Annotated in this window: 17 protein-coding genes and 1 tRNA gene; 12 read left to right on the top strand and 6 right to left on the bottom strand. The window is 43.4% G+C overall.

The window, feature by feature from the left end; genetic code table 11:
* Positions 1-23 precede the first annotated feature (23 nt).
* The 3 genes from lptB to ABD894_RS10450 all read left to right on the top strand — a co-directional run bounded on the left by lptB (position 24) and on the right by ABD894_RS10450 (position 3,541).
* Positions 24-764: an LPS export ABC transporter ATP-binding protein gene (gene lptB, locus ABD894_RS10440; protein WP_345210967.1), complete on the top strand. Its 741-nt coding sequence runs from the start codon at positions 24-26 to the stop codon at positions 762-764.
* A gap of 18 nt (positions 765-782) precedes the next feature.
* The gene (locus ABD894_RS10445; RefSeq protein WP_345210968.1) at positions 783-2,306 is read left to right on the top strand and encodes a GH3 auxin-responsive promoter family protein; all 1,524 of its coding nucleotides are present in this window, start codon (positions 783-785) and stop codon (positions 2,304-2,306) included.
* 170 nt (positions 2,307-2,476) lie between these two features.
* On the top strand, positions 2,477-3,541 hold the full coding sequence (locus ABD894_RS10450; protein ID WP_345210969.1) for a type I restriction endonuclease: 1,065 nt from the start codon (positions 2,477-2,479) through the stop codon (positions 3,539-3,541).
* 16 nt (positions 3,542-3,557) lie between these two features.
* On the opposite strand, the gene folP is transcribed toward ABD894_RS10450, so the two are convergent.
* Positions 3,558-4,409 (bottom strand): dihydropteroate synthase, encoded by an 852-nt coding sequence (folP, locus tag ABD894_RS10455; protein WP_345210970.1) that lies wholly within the window; start codon positions 4,407-4,409, stop codon positions 3,558-3,560.
* A gap of 53 nt (positions 4,410-4,462) precedes the next feature.
* Between folP and ABD894_RS10460 the strand changes: the two genes are divergently transcribed.
* The 8 genes from ABD894_RS10460 (at position 4,463) to ABD894_RS10495 (ending at position 10,338) form a co-directional block, all read left to right on the top strand.
* Complete coding sequence (locus tag ABD894_RS10460) at positions 4,463-5,002, top strand: DUF1599 domain-containing protein (protein WP_345210971.1); 540 nt, start codon at positions 4,463-4,465, stop codon at positions 5,000-5,002.
* A complete protein-coding gene (locus ABD894_RS10465; protein ID WP_345210972.1) occupies positions 4,999-6,147 on the top strand; it encodes a BT_3928 family protein in 1,149 nt (382 codons plus the stop codon). The genes ABD894_RS10460 and ABD894_RS10465 overlap by 4 nt, the downstream gene beginning before the upstream one ends.
* Before the next feature lie 4 nt (positions 6,148-6,151).
* The gene (locus ABD894_RS10470) at positions 6,152-7,210 is read left to right on the top strand and encodes an ABC transporter permease (protein WP_345210973.1); all 1,059 of its coding nucleotides are present in this window, start codon (positions 6,152-6,154) and stop codon (positions 7,208-7,210) included.
* Between the two features lie 32 nt (positions 7,211-7,242).
* On the top strand, positions 7,243-7,782 hold the full coding sequence (locus ABD894_RS10475) for a shikimate kinase (RefSeq protein WP_345210974.1): 540 nt from the start codon (positions 7,243-7,245) through the stop codon (positions 7,780-7,782).
* Positions 7,783-7,833: 51 nt separating this feature from the next.
* A complete protein-coding gene (locus tag ABD894_RS10480) occupies positions 7,834-8,151 on the top strand; it encodes a hypothetical protein (RefSeq protein WP_345210975.1) in 318 nt (105 codons plus the stop codon).
* Positions 8,152-8,352: 201 nt separating this feature from the next.
* Positions 8,353-8,430 (top strand) — tRNA-Val (locus ABD894_RS10485).
* 301 nt (positions 8,431-8,731) lie between these two features.
* On the top strand, positions 8,732-9,961 hold the full coding sequence (locus tag ABD894_RS10490; RefSeq protein ID WP_345210976.1) for a site-specific integrase: 1,230 nt from the start codon (positions 8,732-8,734) through the stop codon (positions 9,959-9,961).
* A gap of 107 nt (positions 9,962-10,068) precedes the next feature.
* Positions 10,069-10,338 carry a helix-turn-helix domain-containing protein gene (locus tag ABD894_RS10495; protein WP_345210977.1) on the top strand — a complete coding sequence of 90 codons (270 nt, stop codon included), beginning with the start codon at positions 10,069-10,071 and terminating at the stop codon, positions 10,336-10,338.
* Positions 10,339-10,694: 356 nt separating this feature from the next.
* Here the strand turns inward: ABD894_RS10495 and ABD894_RS10500 are convergent, their stop codons facing one another.
* Positions 10,695-12,179, bottom strand: coding sequence for a HEPN domain-containing protein (locus ABD894_RS10500; protein WP_345210978.1), 1,485 nt, complete (start codon positions 12,177-12,179; stop codon positions 10,695-10,697).
* Between the two features lie 193 nt (positions 12,180-12,372).
* Between ABD894_RS10500 and ABD894_RS10505 the strand changes: the two genes are divergently transcribed.
* Positions 12,373-12,774 carry a helix-turn-helix transcriptional regulator gene (locus ABD894_RS10505; RefSeq protein WP_345210979.1) on the top strand — a complete coding sequence of 134 codons (402 nt, stop codon included), beginning with the start codon at positions 12,373-12,375 and terminating at the stop codon, positions 12,772-12,774.
* Between the two features lie 176 nt (positions 12,775-12,950).
* On the opposite strand, the gene ABD894_RS10510 is transcribed toward ABD894_RS10505, so the two are convergent.
* From ABD894_RS10510 to ABD894_RS10525, 4 genes are all read right to left on the bottom strand, one after another.
* Entirely contained in the window at positions 12,951-13,601 is a 651-nt protein-coding gene (locus tag ABD894_RS10510; protein WP_345210980.1) for a zeta toxin family protein, read from the bottom strand.
* 6 nt (positions 13,602-13,607) lie between these two features.
* Positions 13,608-13,958 (bottom strand): hypothetical protein, encoded by a 351-nt coding sequence (locus tag ABD894_RS10515; RefSeq protein ID WP_345210981.1) that lies wholly within the window; start codon positions 13,956-13,958, stop codon positions 13,608-13,610.
* 68 nt (positions 13,959-14,026) lie between these two features.
* On the bottom strand, positions 14,027-15,229 hold the full coding sequence (locus tag ABD894_RS10520; RefSeq protein WP_345210982.1) for a relaxase/mobilization nuclease domain-containing protein: 1,203 nt from the start codon (positions 15,227-15,229) through the stop codon (positions 14,027-14,029).
* Positions 15,204-15,560: a plasmid mobilization protein gene (locus tag ABD894_RS10525; RefSeq protein ID WP_345210983.1), complete on the bottom strand. Its 357-nt coding sequence runs from the start codon at positions 15,558-15,560 to the stop codon at positions 15,204-15,206. Before ABD894_RS10525 ends, ABD894_RS10520 begins: the two co-directional genes overlap by 26 nt.
* Positions 15,561-15,856: the final 296 nt, after the last annotated feature.

The following is a 15,856-nucleotide window of genomic DNA, read 5'->3' on the forward strand; positions in this document are numbered from 1 at the left end:
ATTAAATATTGAATTGAAAAAGCATGATCCTCAGTGCAGAGCATTTAGTAAAAAAATATAAGCAGCGTACCGTTGTAAACGATGTATCGTTCAACGTGGCGCAGGGCGAAATTGTGGGTTTGCTGGGGCCTAACGGCGCGGGTAAAACTACGTCGTTCTACATGATTGTAGGATTGATAAAGCCGAATGAGGGCCGCATTATCCTCGACGATCAGGAAATTACTACCGACCCTATGTACCGCCGTGCCCAAAAGGGGATAGGCTACCTGGCGCAGGAGGCATCGGTATTCCGTAAGCTCTCGGTAGAGGATAATATTAAAGCTGTGCTGGAAATGGGGCCAATGCCCAAGGATGCACAGCGCGATAAGCTGGAAGAACTGATTGATGAGTTCAGCTTGCATAAGGTGCGTAAAAACCGTGGCGACCTGCTATCGGGCGGTGAACGCCGCCGTACCGAAATTGCCCGCGCCCTGGCTGCCGAACCTAATTTTATTTTGCTGGATGAGCCTTTTGCCGGGGTTGACCCTATTGCCGTGGAAGAAATTCAGGCAATGGTATATAAACTGAAGCACCGCAACATAGGTATCCTCATTACCGACCACAACGTACAGGAAACACTGTCGATTACCGACAGGGCTTACCTGCTTTTTGAAGGTAAGATACTGGAATCGGGCGTGCCCGAGGTGCTGGCTGATAATGAAATGGTTAGAAAAGTGTATCTTGGTGCAAACTTCGTACTTAAGAGAAAAACATTCGCTAAGTAAAACCAATTATAGTAGCCTATGACCATCTTTAACTCCGTTTTTACCTGGTTCATGAAAAAGCGTATCCACCAGATAGAGCTTTTTATGAAGTACCCTAATGAAGTACAGGAAGAGTGGTTTGAGAGCCTCATCATTGGTGCCGAAAATACCGAATGGGGCAAAAAGCACGGCTACAAAAGCATCGAAAACCTGAGTCAGTTTAAGGAGCGGGTGCCGATACAAAATTATGATACCCTTAAGCCTTACATAGAGCGCATGCTCAAAGGCGAACAAAATATACTATGGCCGTCAGAGATCCGCTGGTTCGCCAAATCATCGGGCACTACCAGCGATCGCAGCAAGTTTATCCCTGTAAGTGAGGAAGCGCTGGAAGAATGCCATTTTAAAGGCGGTAAAGATGTATTGACCATCTACTTTAATAACCGCCCCAATGCCCGCATGTTCACGGGGAAGATCCTTACCATCGGCGGTAGCCACCAGATCAGCCAGTTAAGTGCCGAAACTTCTTTTGGCGACTTATCAGCCGTTATTATGAAGAACCTGCCCTTTTGGGCCGAACTTTGCCGCACCCCCGACCTGGATATTGCCCTGCTGGATAACTTTGAAGAGAAGATAGAAAAGATGGCGCACGCCACCAAAGATGTTAATGTAACCAGCATCAGCGGTGTGCCCACCTGGAATATTGTGTTGTTTAACCGTTTGCTGGAGATCACCGGTAAAAAGAACCTGCTGGAAATATGGCCCAATCTGGAGTTTTATTTTCATGGGGCGGTAAATTTTAGTCCGTACCGAGAGCAGTTTAAAAAACTGATCCCAACGGATAATATGTACTACCTCGAAAACTACAATGCCTCCGAGGGCTATTTCGGGATACAGGATTTGGAAGAGCCGGGCGAAATGCTGCTGATGCTTGATTACGGCATTATCTACGAGTTTTTACCGGTTGAACACCTGCACGATGAAAATCCGCACACGCTTACGCTTGATGAAGTAGAGCTGGATAAGAACTACGCCCTCATTATAAGTACCAATGCAGGGTTATGGCGGTATATGATAGGCGATACCATCAGGTTTACTAACCTCTCGCCGTTCCGGATACAGATCACCGGGCGTACCAAGCATTACATTAACGCCTTTGGCGAAGAAGTGATCATCGATAATGCCGAACGCGCCTTAGAAGAGGCCTGCAAAAATACCGGGGCAATTATCCGCGATTATACGGCAGGGCCGGTTTATTTTGATGCCAAAAGCTGCGGTGCCCACGAGTGGATCATTGAATTTGTTAAAAAACCTGCCGAATTTGAGCGCTTTGTTGACATACTCGACGAAACGCTGCGCAAAATAAACTCCGACTACGATGCCAAGCGCTTTAAAGACATGGCGCTGCGCCGCCCTGTAATACACCGTGCCCCCGAAAATACCTTCTTTTATTGGATGAAAGAAAAAGGCAAGCTGGGCGGCCAAAACAAGGTGCCCCGCTTGGCCAATAACCGCGAGTATCTGGATTCGCTTTTGCGGATTATGGAAGCGGTGGGTTCTTAAAGATTCGCTGGCTGGAGGCCATATTTCTAATTAAATACTGCTGTTAACTGTCTGTTCAGATAAAGAACAGGATAATTATAGGTTTAAATAAAAAGAATATCGATAATAGATATTTATTAGCAAGCGCAAATGTCTTGTTACTAACCGATTAAACCTAACACAGTTATCGTATGGACTTTAAAGACCAAATAATGCAGCTTGCCGCCCGTGCTGAAAAAATGCTGCCGCAAATTCAAACAGAGGAAGCCACAAAAAATGCATTGATAATGCCCTTTATACAAATAATGGGATATGATGTATTTAACCCATTTGAAGTTAACCCGGAGTTTATTGCTGATATTGGTATTAAAAAAGGGGAAAAGGTTGATTATGCAATAATGAAAGACGGCGAACCGGCAATACTGGTTGAGTGTAAGCACCATCTTGAAAATCTTGACCCACATAATTCGCAACTGTTCAGGTATTTTCATACTACTAAAGCCAAGTTTGGGTTACTGTCAAATGGAATGACATATCGTTTCTACACAGATTTAGTGGAGAAAAATAAAATGGATACAACACCATTTTTTGAATTCAAACTAAGTGAGATAAAAGAAGTTGAAATTGCAGAACTTAAGAAATTTCATAAGTCTTATTTTGATGTAGATAATATTACAAATACAGCAAGCGAGCTTAAATATCTTAACGAATTAAAAGGGATACTTAATAAAGAAATAAACAATCCTTCTGAAAACTTCGTTGCATTTTTTACAAAGCAGGTTTATCCGGGAGTGCTAACTGCCAAAATCAAAGAACAGTTTGTTCCGATAGTTAAAAGATCGTTTGCGCAATTAATTAACGATACAATTAGTGACCGTTTAAAGTCGGCATTAAACCAGGAAAAGCAGAAAGATGTAGAAGAGGCTATTAAAATTGAAGAAGCACAGGAAAATCCGGTTTCGAATATTGTAACTACTGAAGAAGAACTGGAAGGTTTCTACATAGTAAAATCAATACTGCGACAAACTATTGATGCTAAAAGAATAACCTATCGGGATGCTCAATCTTACTTTGCCATCTTATTAGACGATAACAACAGAAAAACAATTTGTCGCTTATATTTTAATAATAAGAAGGTATTTGCTGTACTTGACGAAAATAAAAAAGAAACAAAATACGAGCTCAACGCAATTGACGAAATCTTTAATTATTCAGACGTATTACTTAAAACAGTTGATAGATTAAATACAAAGTAACATAAGTAAGAATGTTTTATCCGCACACTTCCCACAACTTTACTGCCTCAACCGCTGCCTTTACATCGTGTACACGTAAAATAGCAGCGCCTTTACTTAACGCTATGGTGTTTAAAACGGTAGTGCCGTTAAGCGCTTCGGCCGGGGTGGTATCTAAAAAGTTATAGATCATTTTTTTGCGGGAAATACCAACCAGTACAGGCAACGCTAATGGCGCGAAATCCTGAAGACGGCGCATTAGCTCGTAGCTCTGTTCGGCTTTTTTTGCAAACCCAAATCCGGGATCGAGTATTACATCGTGCACGCCTAATTGCTTTAGCTCGTGGTATTTGGTAACAAAGTAGTCGAACACCTCACTGAACACATACGTATAATCGGTTAATTGAGTCATGGTTTGGGGAGTGCCGCGCATGTGCATCAATATATAGGGTACTTGCAGACGGGCCACGGTGGCAAACATATCGGTATCTAACTGGCCTCCGGCTATATCATTAATAATATGCGCGCCTGCTTTAATGGCGGCTTCGGCTACACCGGCGCGAAAGGTATCTATAGAAAGCACTGCATCCGGGTAAGCGGTAACAATGCCTTCTACAACAGGTATCAACCGGTCAATTTCCTGCTGTATGCTGATATCTTCGGCACCGGGACGGGATGAATACGCGCCGATGTCTAAGAAGGTAGCGCCATTGGTTAGCATTTGTGCGGCTTGTTGCACGGCATCGGCCACGGCGGGCTTGCGGCTGTCGGCAAAAAATGAATCGGGGGTAACGTTAATAATGCCCATTACCTTCGGGCTGCTCAGGTCAATAAGTTTACCGCCTGCATTCAGGGTTGCCTTTTTATGAAAAAACGTATCTTTAGCCATTAGTTTTTGTTCCTTTGGGAACTATCAGCAAAAATATAACAAATTCATCTACCTTGGCCAATACAGCAGCAGAATACGAAGCAGTAATAAACGTATGTAAAGGTTTATTCATTAAAAAAACCCGCGATTACGGCACTGCCTGGCGCATATTACGCATCTCATCCATTACCGATCAAATTTTTATAAAGGCCCAGCGCATCCGTACGCTCGAAGAAAAAAAGGTATCAAAGGTAGGCGATGATATTACCGGCGAATACATAGGCATTGTGAATTACTGTGTGATAGCCATGCTGCAACTGGATTGCGAAGCTGATACCCCGCTTGAACTGCCTGCCGACCAGGTGAGCATTTATTTCGACGAAAAGGTAACCGAAACCAAGGAATTGATGTTTGCCAAAAACCACGATTACGGTGAGGCCTGGCGCGATATGCGTATCAGTTCATTAACCGATTTGATATTGATGAAGCTATTGCGTGTTAAGCAGATTGAAGATAACCAGGGACAAACCGTAGCATCTGAAGGTGTGAAGGCCAATTACCAGGATATGCTGAACTATGCCGTTTTCGCGTTAATAAAACTGGGGGTGAAATGAAAAATGCTGTAGTTTGGTTTTGCCGGATATTTGTAGGCTTGTTGTTTATCTTCTCGGGCCTTATAAAAGCGAATGACCCGCTTGGGTTTTCGTATAAACTGGTGGAGTATTTTGAGGTGTTCCATACCATGTTCCTGAACGGTTACGCTTTGGCCATAGCCATATTTTTATGCGCGCTCGAAATGCTGCTGGGTTTTGCCCTGCTGATTGGCGCTCGTGCTAAACTGGTAGTTTGGGGCTTGCTTTTGCTCATCATCTTTTTTGCCTTCCTTACATTTTATTCTGCCTATTTTGAGGTGGTGCGTACCTGCGGTTGCTTCGGCGATGCTATTCCGCTTACGCCATGGCAATCGTTCAGTAAAGATTTGGTATTGCTGTTGTTAACGCTGGTGCTGTTCTTCAATAAAAACAGCCTGAAACCGGTATTAAATAAAAAGGCAGGTGATGTGGCCCTGGTTGTGGCCGCGGTGATTTCGGTTGGTGTGGGTGTGTATACTTATAACTTTTTACCCGTGCTGGATTTTCTGCCTTATAAAATAGGTAACAATATCCCTAACGAAATGAAGACCCCGCCGGGTGCCAAGCCCGACGAATACGAACAGACGTATCACCTTAAAAATAAAGCTACCGGTGCCACTAAAGTGATGACCGATAAGGAGTACATGAAAACCGGTATCTGGAAAGATGATAATTGGGAAGTAGTAGGTGACCCGGTAAGTCGTCTTGTTAAGAAAGGCTTCACCCCTAAAATACAGGATCTTAGTATACAAGATGCGCAGGGGAATGATTATACACAGGAACTGCTGACCAACCCGTTTTATAACGTGATGATAGTGGCCTACAACCTCGATCATAGCGATGAGGCCGCCATGGCAAAAATTAATGCCATCGCCCTTAACCTTACCGAAAATTATAATGTACGTACAGTATTGCTTACATCGGCATCGGCACAAAACGCCGAAGCTTATAGTAAAAGGCTAAAGCTGTTCAGCGAAATATTTTATGCTGATGAAGTGCCGCTGAAAAGCATGGTACGCGCTAACCCGGGTGTAATATTGCTGAAGAACGGTACAGTGATAAATAAGTGGCATTACCATACGGTGCCTACTTATGATGAACTGGTAAAAAAATACTTCGCCCAATAAAAACATGATCAAATACCTGCTCCGCAAAACCGGTTACGGACTGGCAGTAATGCTGGGCGTTGTGGTAGTGGTGTTTTTTCTGTTCAATATTCTGCCTGTCGACCCGGCCCGGATGACGCAGGGGCAGCGGGCTGATGTACAATCGTTAGAAGCCGTGCGCAAGGAGTTTGGGTTGGATAGACCCGTGCCTGTACAATTTATATACTATCTTAATGATCTTTCGCCGATAGGCATACATGCCAATACTGCCGATGAGCAGCAGCGTTATCATTACGCTGGGCTGTTCCCCGTATGGGGCAATAAATTGCTGGCTTTAAAATGGCCTTATCTGCGCCGCTCGTACCAAACCCATAAAGATGTTGCCACGCTGCTGTTAGAGGTAGTGCCCAATACGCTGATACTCGCCACCACGGCCATGCTGTTCGCCATTACTGTGGGCGTATTGCTGGGCATAGTGAGCGCGTTAAATCAAAACACCTGGATTGATAAGTTATGCATCAGCCTGTCAACACTGGGGATCTCGGCGCCCTCGTTTTTCGCGGGTATTATAATAGCCTGGCTGTTTGGTTATATATGGAGTGCGCAAACAGGGCTGAACATGTCGGGCAGTTTGTATCGTTATGATCCTTTCAGGGGAGAGGTGCTTACGCTGAAGAACCTGATATTACCGATGCTTACGCTGGGCTTGCGTCCGCTGGCTATAATTGTGCAGCTCACGCGAAACGCTATGCTGGATGTGTTGTCGCAGGATTATATCCGCACTGCCCGTGCCAAAGGCCTCAGCAGAAACGCCGTGGTCTATAGGCATGCCTTAAAGAACGCGCTTAACCCGGTAATTACAGCGATTGCCAATTGGTTCGCTTCGTTGATGGCGGGTTCGTTCTTTGTGGAATATGTGTTTGGCTACAACGGGCTTGGCAAAGCCACGGTAGATGCCCTGGAAATGTCGGATTTTCCGGTGATCATGGGTTCTATATTATTTATTGCCGGTATTTTTGTGATGATCAATATATTGGTTGATATAATTTATGTTTGGATTGATCCGCGTGTTAAATTAGCCTGATCTGTTTTTTGTTTAAACCTGTTTACTGATAAATGTCTGATACTAACGAACTGCAAGTTGCCAAAGGTTTTGGCCGTATATTTTTTGTAGGTTTTATGGGCTGCGGCAAAACCACTTGGGGCCGCAAACTGGCTACGCACCTTAATTGCCATTTTGTCGACCTCGACCATCTGCTGGAAGAAAAAGCAGGCATGGGCGTGGCCGAGTATTTTTCGAGCTTTGGTGAAGATGCATTTCGCCAGTTAGAATCAGACCTGCTAAAACAAACCGAATACCCTGCCGACGCCATTATATCAACCGGAGGTGGCCTGCCATGTTTTTTTGATAATATGGAATGGATGAACGCTAACGGAAAAACAGCCTACATTAAACTATCGCCTAAAACCTTAGCCCAGCGCCTGGAGGGTAGTAAAACCGAACGCCCTGTACTGCAAGGTAAAAAAGGCGACGAACTGGTGGAGTTTATCACCTCAAAACTGGCCGAACGTGAAAGCTTTTACGAACAGGCTACCCATATTATTGATGGCATATCGTTATCGGTAGAACGGCTGGAAGAAGAACTGGCTAAATAATGCCGGCCAAAATAATTGAAACTATACACAAATAGTGTTGTTATAAAACTTATGGAACACAACGTGTATCTGTTAGCAACCGATCCGAAAGACCCTTGCAGGGATGTTATCCACTCAAGGGATACTGCACTCAAAGTACGGGTGTATTGCCTTAACCATGACAGGTTTACACCAAGTAGCAATGAGATACAGCTGTATGGCTATGCCCATAGCAAGCTGTATGCCTTTGAAACCATCGACATAATGGCCGAGGACGCGCTCGACGTAGTTGGCGCTTTACAATGGTATGCCGACTATATTGATTACCCCGATATGGAGATATTGCCCGAAGACCCACGCCCCAATAAGGGTCATGATGTAGCCATGTAAACTTTTTTATGGGCAATTTATGCCCGTTTATAAGCTGAAAGTGTATTTTTGAAAGCTGGTTTAAATTTTTCGCCCTTAAAATCAGTAGCTTATAAATAAAGTAAAATATTTTTTGAAGATTTAAATAAGCTTTCTATATTTGCACACCCAAACACGGGGACACAACTTCAAAAAAGCCCACGGGTTTAGAAGTTAGCAAAAGGGAGTTTAGCTCAGCTGGTTCAGAGCATCTGCCTTACAAGCAGAGGGTCACTGGTTCGAACCCAGTAACTCCCACCAGAACGGAATTCAAAGTTCTCCAAAAGCCTGTAAATCGTATGATTTACAGGCTTTTATGTTTTTAAGCCTTCCAAATTATATCAAAGAATTTCAAAGTTTAGGTTACCTATCCGACTACCTGTTTTTAGTTTTTACATTTGAGGTGTTCAAAAGTGATGTAATTAATTGTTTTACAGTTGGTTACGTCAAATAAAAAACGATTAAAAATGAATGTTTTTGATTGTTTTTGAACCGTTTTAGATGTGAAATGAATACCTGAAAACAGGTTATTTTAAAGCATTTTAATAGTAATCAGGAGTTTATGAAAACAACACAATCATTTGGCATACATTTTACAGCCAGAGCAGACAAAGAAAAGAATGGCAAATTACCGATTTATGCCTGTATAACCGTTAACAGGAAGAAGTGCTTCTTTGCCGTTAAGCAATATGTGGATTTAAAGAACTGGGATAACCGAAAGGGTGCCGCGAAAGGCACCAAAGATGACATCAGATCGATTAATACGTACCTGGAGGAAGTACGGCGCTCTCTGAGTAATATCTATCAGCAGATGCAGCTTAAAGGCGTTTATTTAACAGCAGACGCTGTTAAGGACGTATACTTCAATGCCGACGTCCAGGTTCACAAGCTCAGTGACCTATTTGCCTACCATAACGAAACGTCGTTGTCCACCATTAAGCCGATCACGCTAAAACACTATTTTGTAACACAACGATATCTCACTAAATTTTTAAAGGCACATTTTAAAAAGGGTGATATTTTTCTGCATGAACTGAATTATAAATTCATTCATGATTTCGAAACGTTTCTTTACAACCATAAGCCAGTCGGCCATCAAAAACCAATTCAGACCAACGGCGTCGTGAAACATATGGTGCGGATAAAAAAGATGATAGGCCTTGCTGTAAAGTTAGAGTGGCTGGAAAAGAACCCATTTGTCAAATATTCCATAAAAGCCAAAAAGGTTAACCGGGAATGTCTTTCTTTACCCGAGCTCTCTGCCATTGAAAATAAAATATTCAATATACCCAGGCTGGGACTGATCAGGGATCTGTTTGTGTTCAGTTGCTACACGGGCCTGGCATATGTAGATCTGATCAACCTTACGCAGGACAACCTGGTACAGGGCAATGACGGAGAATACTGGATCAAGACCAGCAGACAAAAAACAGAAACGTCGGTGAGTACACCTTTGCTGCCAAAAGCATTGGAAATCCTGGTGAGTTACCAAGGCAACGAACGTGCCCTTGCGGCCGACCGGTTGTTCCCGGTCATATCTAACCAAAAAGTCAACAGCTATCTGAAGGAAATCGCAGACCTATGCGGCATCAATAAATCCATCACGTTTCACCTGGCGCGACATACATTTGCCACGACAGTAACCTTATCCAACGGTGTGCCCATTGAAACTGTGAGTAAAATCCTCGGACATACCAAAATTGCGACCACCCAGATCTACGCGAAGGTGTTGGAAAACAAGATCAGTTCGGATATGCAGGCTTTGCGGTTAAAGCTATCTGCCCAGTCGTAAAGGCGTAGCCCAATATTTAAAGCCATTTAATTTTCGGTACTACCGAAAAACTACTGATAAAAAGTATTCCGTACCGATCAATTTTGTGCTGAAACAATAGAAATTTTATGGCGGCAGAAATCATCACCAAGGAAGACCTGATCGAATTCAGGATAAAATTATTATCAGACATTGAAGCCCTGCTTTCGGGCAGATCCGGGCAGCAGGAGCCACGAAAGTTGCTCAAAAGCTACCAAGTTAAGAATCTGCTTAAAATATCACCGGGAACACTTCAAAACCTGCGGGAAAACGGCACCTTGCCCTTTACTAAAATAGGTGGGATCATCTATTACAAGTACGAAGATATTATGAAAATATTTGACGGAAAAGGTAAATAAATATTCGAATTCATTACCACGCTTAAACAACCGGCAGCAGTAAGCAGAAAAGCTGTCAAGAGTGGTGCAGCCAGAAAAACAAACCAATCTGCACCATTTATATACTCTTGACGGCTTTCCTGCGGTGCTAATTTTGTGACTGCGATGTAATGCGACCCGGAATCCTTTATAAGATATTAATGCAGGTTGTCAGCGAGGTACGAGCAGCCGACCTGAATGGCGGGGAGGCTGGCGATCAATAACAGGCGTGATAACGCGATGGCATTGATCGCTTGCCGCACCCGCATCTCACAAATCATGAATGCATGCCAACTTAATAGCTTACAACAAATTTAACTACACTGCCAAGGATTGTTTTAACCATGCGCTCCTTCGCTGTCAGGTTCGCTTAAAAACCGGAGATATACATGTTCTAAGACAGATAATAGAACTTCTATCTGTTGCTGTGCTATTTCAACAGATACCCTATCCGGCTTAAAACCATTCCTGTACCTTGCATCAGTATATCCATTCTGCAATAAAGAGAAGGACTGTAAACCTGCTTCCGTATCCAGTTCGAACACATTCCTGATATCCTCTGTAAAGAGCAACGTGAACCTGAGCATCCTTGATATATTATGCACCGTGAACCGGTAACCCGATAATATTTTGGTTATCGCGATCAGTCCACTTTCTGCCGCCTGGTGTAGAAGAAATATCGCAAGCCCATAATTTTCATCACATATGCAATGCCCGGCTGTTTTTAGAAAAGCTTGTGCCTGTTTACCCCAGCGATCCCAATTCCGCCTGGCTCGCTCTTGCCATACCGAATCTGTAACCGGTGAAATTTTGGGCAGTTCCAGTTCCGAAGCCCTGTAAACTTCTATACCCTGATGCAAAGCAAAGTTCCAGAAGCGTTTGCCTTTTAATATCCCTGATCGTGCACCGCTTACCTTATGAACGATGGCGCATACCGAAACCAGGAAGCGGCAAAGATCCTCGATCCTGTTGCTGAGTTCATATTCCGTTGAGCGGTCGCTATTATCCACCAGGATCACGAGGTAATAGGTAAACGGACTATCGTGCGTACCCAGAAGGTAGATCAAACGCACGGTTGGCTCCTTGCTTACAATCAGTTTTCGCACTTCTTCTAGTCCCAGTTCTTGCGCTTTGGTAAGGTCAGGCGCAATAGTATGCAATGGATTGGTGGCAGCCATTGTTGCTATTTGCGGCAGGTTGTTATTACTTGATATAACATCCGGCGCTTTATTTAGGTAAGGCTGGTCTGTTTCCCTTTGATGGATCAGCCAGGCGGCAGAATATAGCCTTTTCAATAATTCATATACGGTGATAATCTCACCCGGTTCCATAGCTGTATCAACGGCAGGAGTAACCAGCGCGGCATGCACCCAATCCTGCAAATAGTCCCGAAAGGCCTGCGGATTGATCTTGCTGAAAGCTTCCTGTAAAACGCTATAAGGATCAAGTAGTTCCTCCTTCGACAAGTTTTCCGGGAAGTAGAGCCTTTCCTTTCTTTCCACTTCCAGTTGATCCTCAAGTAGCATTTTCTTTTCCGAAAGCGAGTACCGGCTCGCCTGGTGCTCGAGTAAAAGTAAATACAGCGCTTCCAGCAATTTAACATGCATCTCATGGAAATGCAGCAGGTCGCCGGGTTCATAATGTTGGTGTTTGTATAATTCATGGTTGATAACAAAGTGCCGCCAGTGCTTTAGATTCTTCCGTATTTCTAATGGCCAGTCCCAACTGAAAAAATCGATGAGGACGGATAATGGATATTGTACTTCCGAAAAGCGCAGGTTTTTTGGATAATGATCCCAGGGTGCAAAAGTGCCGCAATACATAAGCCGATAAGTTATTACCGGCCACCATTAACCGGCAATTCAAAAGACCGGCACCACCGGTTTCTATCCAATTCAGCAGCGTTCTATAGCAGAAAATGCATAGTATAAATTATACCTGAATGCCGCTTTTAAATGGCTTTATCAAGTGTCCGTGTAAATTATTATCTTTGTTTTACAGCCTTACAGAATACTTATGAGCACAACGACAGAAAGACCCAATATTCATCATGGCCGCAATGTAAAGCGGTTTCGTGAAATGCTTGGCCTCAAACAGGAAGCCCTTGCCATTGAACTTGGCGAGGAGTGGAGTCAAAAAAGGGTCTCGTTGCTTGAAGCCAAGGAAACAATTGAAGACGATATATTAGCGCAAGTCGCTGCTATATTGAAAGTACCGGTTGAAGCGATTAAAAACTTTGATGAGGAAAAGGCAATCTATAATATCCAAAATAACTACGATAACGCTGCTCATAACATCAATTACAATTTTAATCCAATTGAAAAAATTGTTCAGCTTTATGATGAAAAGGTAGCTTTGTTAGAACGTTTATTACAAAGTGAACGTGAAAAAAACGAGCTGCGAAAGTCCAAACAATAGGGTTGTCAACCTATCTTCCAAAGGTTACGGCAAGCAGTGCTGGCATCGATAGCGCTTTATAGGCAACCAAGGTCTGGCCTGCATCGAACTGCAAAGTTAGTATTAATAACTTTTCTTAACGCCTATTGAAAGGTGTGACAATGTAACGATCCCGGGGGTCAGAGCGCTTTAATGATTTACCTGCTCCGCTTACGATTATACGAGGTATCATCGCCGACCGCTGTCGCCAGTTTAATAACGCCGGATACCACATCGGCTGCCCAATCGGGTATTGTTGCAGCCATTTCGCTGATCCGTTGGTTTTTTATCGTTAGCAGAAGCTCGGGTCTGGAGATAATGCCATAAGCAGAAGCAGCGCATACCAGCATAACTTCATTGAACATGCCTGCGGTACTAAGCAGATTTTCTCTGCTCATCTCAAAGTTTTGCTTAATATTATCAGAATCTACAAAATGGCCTTTCTGCTTAACGCGCAAGTTAACCCGATCCATTGAAGATTCGATATCGGGCAGCATCATAAAAATTAATCTTGTGTTATATTTTGCTTCTTCCCGAAACCACACGGCACGTTCCCCCAAAAAGGCATTTCTTAAATTCGTTTCAACAGTCAAGTGCTTTTTGTCACCGATAGCCCGTAACTCATAGCCGTCATATTTTCTTGTAATCGCCGTTTGAACGGCTTCTTCGGATATATCCGGGTACGCCTTTTCTATCCTTGCCTTTTCTTTATCAGGATCAAATATCAGCGTGCCCGGCCTTGAAAAATGGGCGGAAAAGGTGCTTTTACCGGCGCCGTTTGGTCCGGCTATAACCGTAAAATGTAACATACGGGCCTAAAGATTTTTTAAGAAATGTTCTTTCCCTGTTTGGGTGTCGATTTTGACCAATACCTTTTTCCCGTTTTTATATTCGTGGATGAACGTAGAAGGCAGATCTTCATTTCCCGATGGATAAGAAAAATAGAGGCCCTGATCTAAGGCCTTATGAACAGCATCCTGGGCAATTGGCGCTACGTATCCTGCAAATGCATGGGCATCCATCTCAAAAATATCGGGATGGGTCAGATCATCCATCAATTTGTAAAGATCACTTGCCCGGTTGATAACATGTTTTAACTGCTCCCAATCATCGAGCGGAAGAAAAACGCCCTGCGGTTTTTGTTGTTGATCCAATACGACTTCCATGCTGCATGTTCTAATTATTTCAAATTTACTAATTCTTTATTTACCTAACGATAGCTGTAATCCGGTTATTATCGCCTGTTCGTCCTTGCTTTATCGTCTTTTCGTCTGTTCCTGCCATAAACAGCCTCATCGTCCACATCATCGCTGATCTGAACATCTAAAACAGTATCCAGCCGATCATATTCAATATCCCCGTCAGCATGATGAGGTAGATCAGCACCCTGTGGTTTGCTTTGTTGCTTTTCAATTCCTTCTCTATTGCTTCCTGCCGCTGTATGATCTCCCTGAGCAGGGGTAGATTGACGGCTGTCTTTTCCGTGAGGTTTATGATCGTTTGCAGGAAATCCTGTAGGGAGGTGTCCAGTTCCGACTGTTGCTGGTCGCTCGTCGTACTTTGCTCTTGTTCTATCGTTTGCTGCGCTAATCGCCGCGCTGTCTCTGCTTTGTTCATAGTCTATGCGTTTAAGGATTTCGCTCCACTTAAACCGGTTGCCTAATGCCTGTCCCCGTATCTTGAAATCATGATGAAAATAGGTGATGCCGCTCACCCTGCCTGTGGAGGCCTGGTTAAAAAGTAAAAAGATGCCATGCCGTTCACACCGCTTTATAAAATCCTGAATAGTCATACGGCTGGATGGCAACAGTAAATTTAACTTCTCCTGAAGCAATAGCTTTTCAGAAACTATGCCTGTACGATCCATCATTTCCAGTTCGCCCTTGGTCGGTGCTTTCAGGTAACGCTTTCCAGTTACACTGTTGTTTACTTTACTGGTTATACCGATACTTCGTTGAGGTGATAGTTTGTTATCCGGCTCTACTGCTACGAGATTATACTGATCCTCCAATTGTCTTAATATAGCTTCACTCTTTTTAAAGTTCTGACTGTCGGAAACCACGCTGCCGTCAAAGCGGATACGGTTAACCAGCAAATGGATGTGTAAATGATCGGCATCATTATGCCTGAATATAAAATACTGGTTATTGTCGTAGCCGCTTTTCTGTAAGTATTCATGGGCAATCTCCACCAGCTGAGCATTGCTTAATTGGTCTTCTTTTGCAAAATTCAGGCTGGTATGGTATACGTACCGGTTTAAACCCGGTCTGAATTGGCGTACCAGATCCACTTCCTGTTTGATAATGCGCAAATCAGCTGAAGCGAAATTGGTATCGAGCATTACCGCCCTTTTGTCCTTATCGGGATGGTTCATCTTTTTCCAATTGTACTGCAAGGCTCCCATAAAGCTTTTACCGATCTTTTGACTGGCTATCATTGAGCAAGAGTTTAATAATGAATTGCTGCTGTTCTGATAGCTCGCGCAAAGCCTTATTGATCCCGTAAGGAAATTTACCGGAATTGGCATGCCTGGCAAGCTGGTTGATATTGGTGCCGATCTTTTTGAGTTCAACATATACATTGATGTCGATACGTGCCATTTTAGGTTCGGGAACACGCCCTTTCAGAACCTTATCCCTGACGAACAGATAATTGGAAAGACCGGCAGCCCGTGCAGATTGCTGCACCTGAAGCCGCTCAGTATCATTTAACCGAATGGTTATTTTGAAAACGCGCTTTTTATCCTGTAATATCTTAGGCCTTGCCATACCATGCACTATTTAAATGCAAAGTTCAACGACCAAAATCAGAGTTTTTCGGTAGTACCGAAAGATTTTCTATTCAACAATTACATCATTATTGCATCGCTGCTTTTAATATGCTGAACAAAGTGAAGTATATCGGGTTCGGGTGTCCCAACAAGACGTTTTGGACTGCCCAAAACATGGCTTGCTTTGCTTTGAATTACTTAGAGTTGAAAGTATATTATATGGAGCAATCATACCCGCAAAGGAACCTAACGTCTATAAGAACTTCAATCCAGAAATCCCTTTGATGCCAATTA

Source organism: Mucilaginibacter gynuensis, assembly GCF_039541195.1.
GTDB classification, from domain to species: Bacteria; Bacteroidota; Bacteroidia; order Sphingobacteriales; family Sphingobacteriaceae; genus Mucilaginibacter; species Mucilaginibacter gynuensis.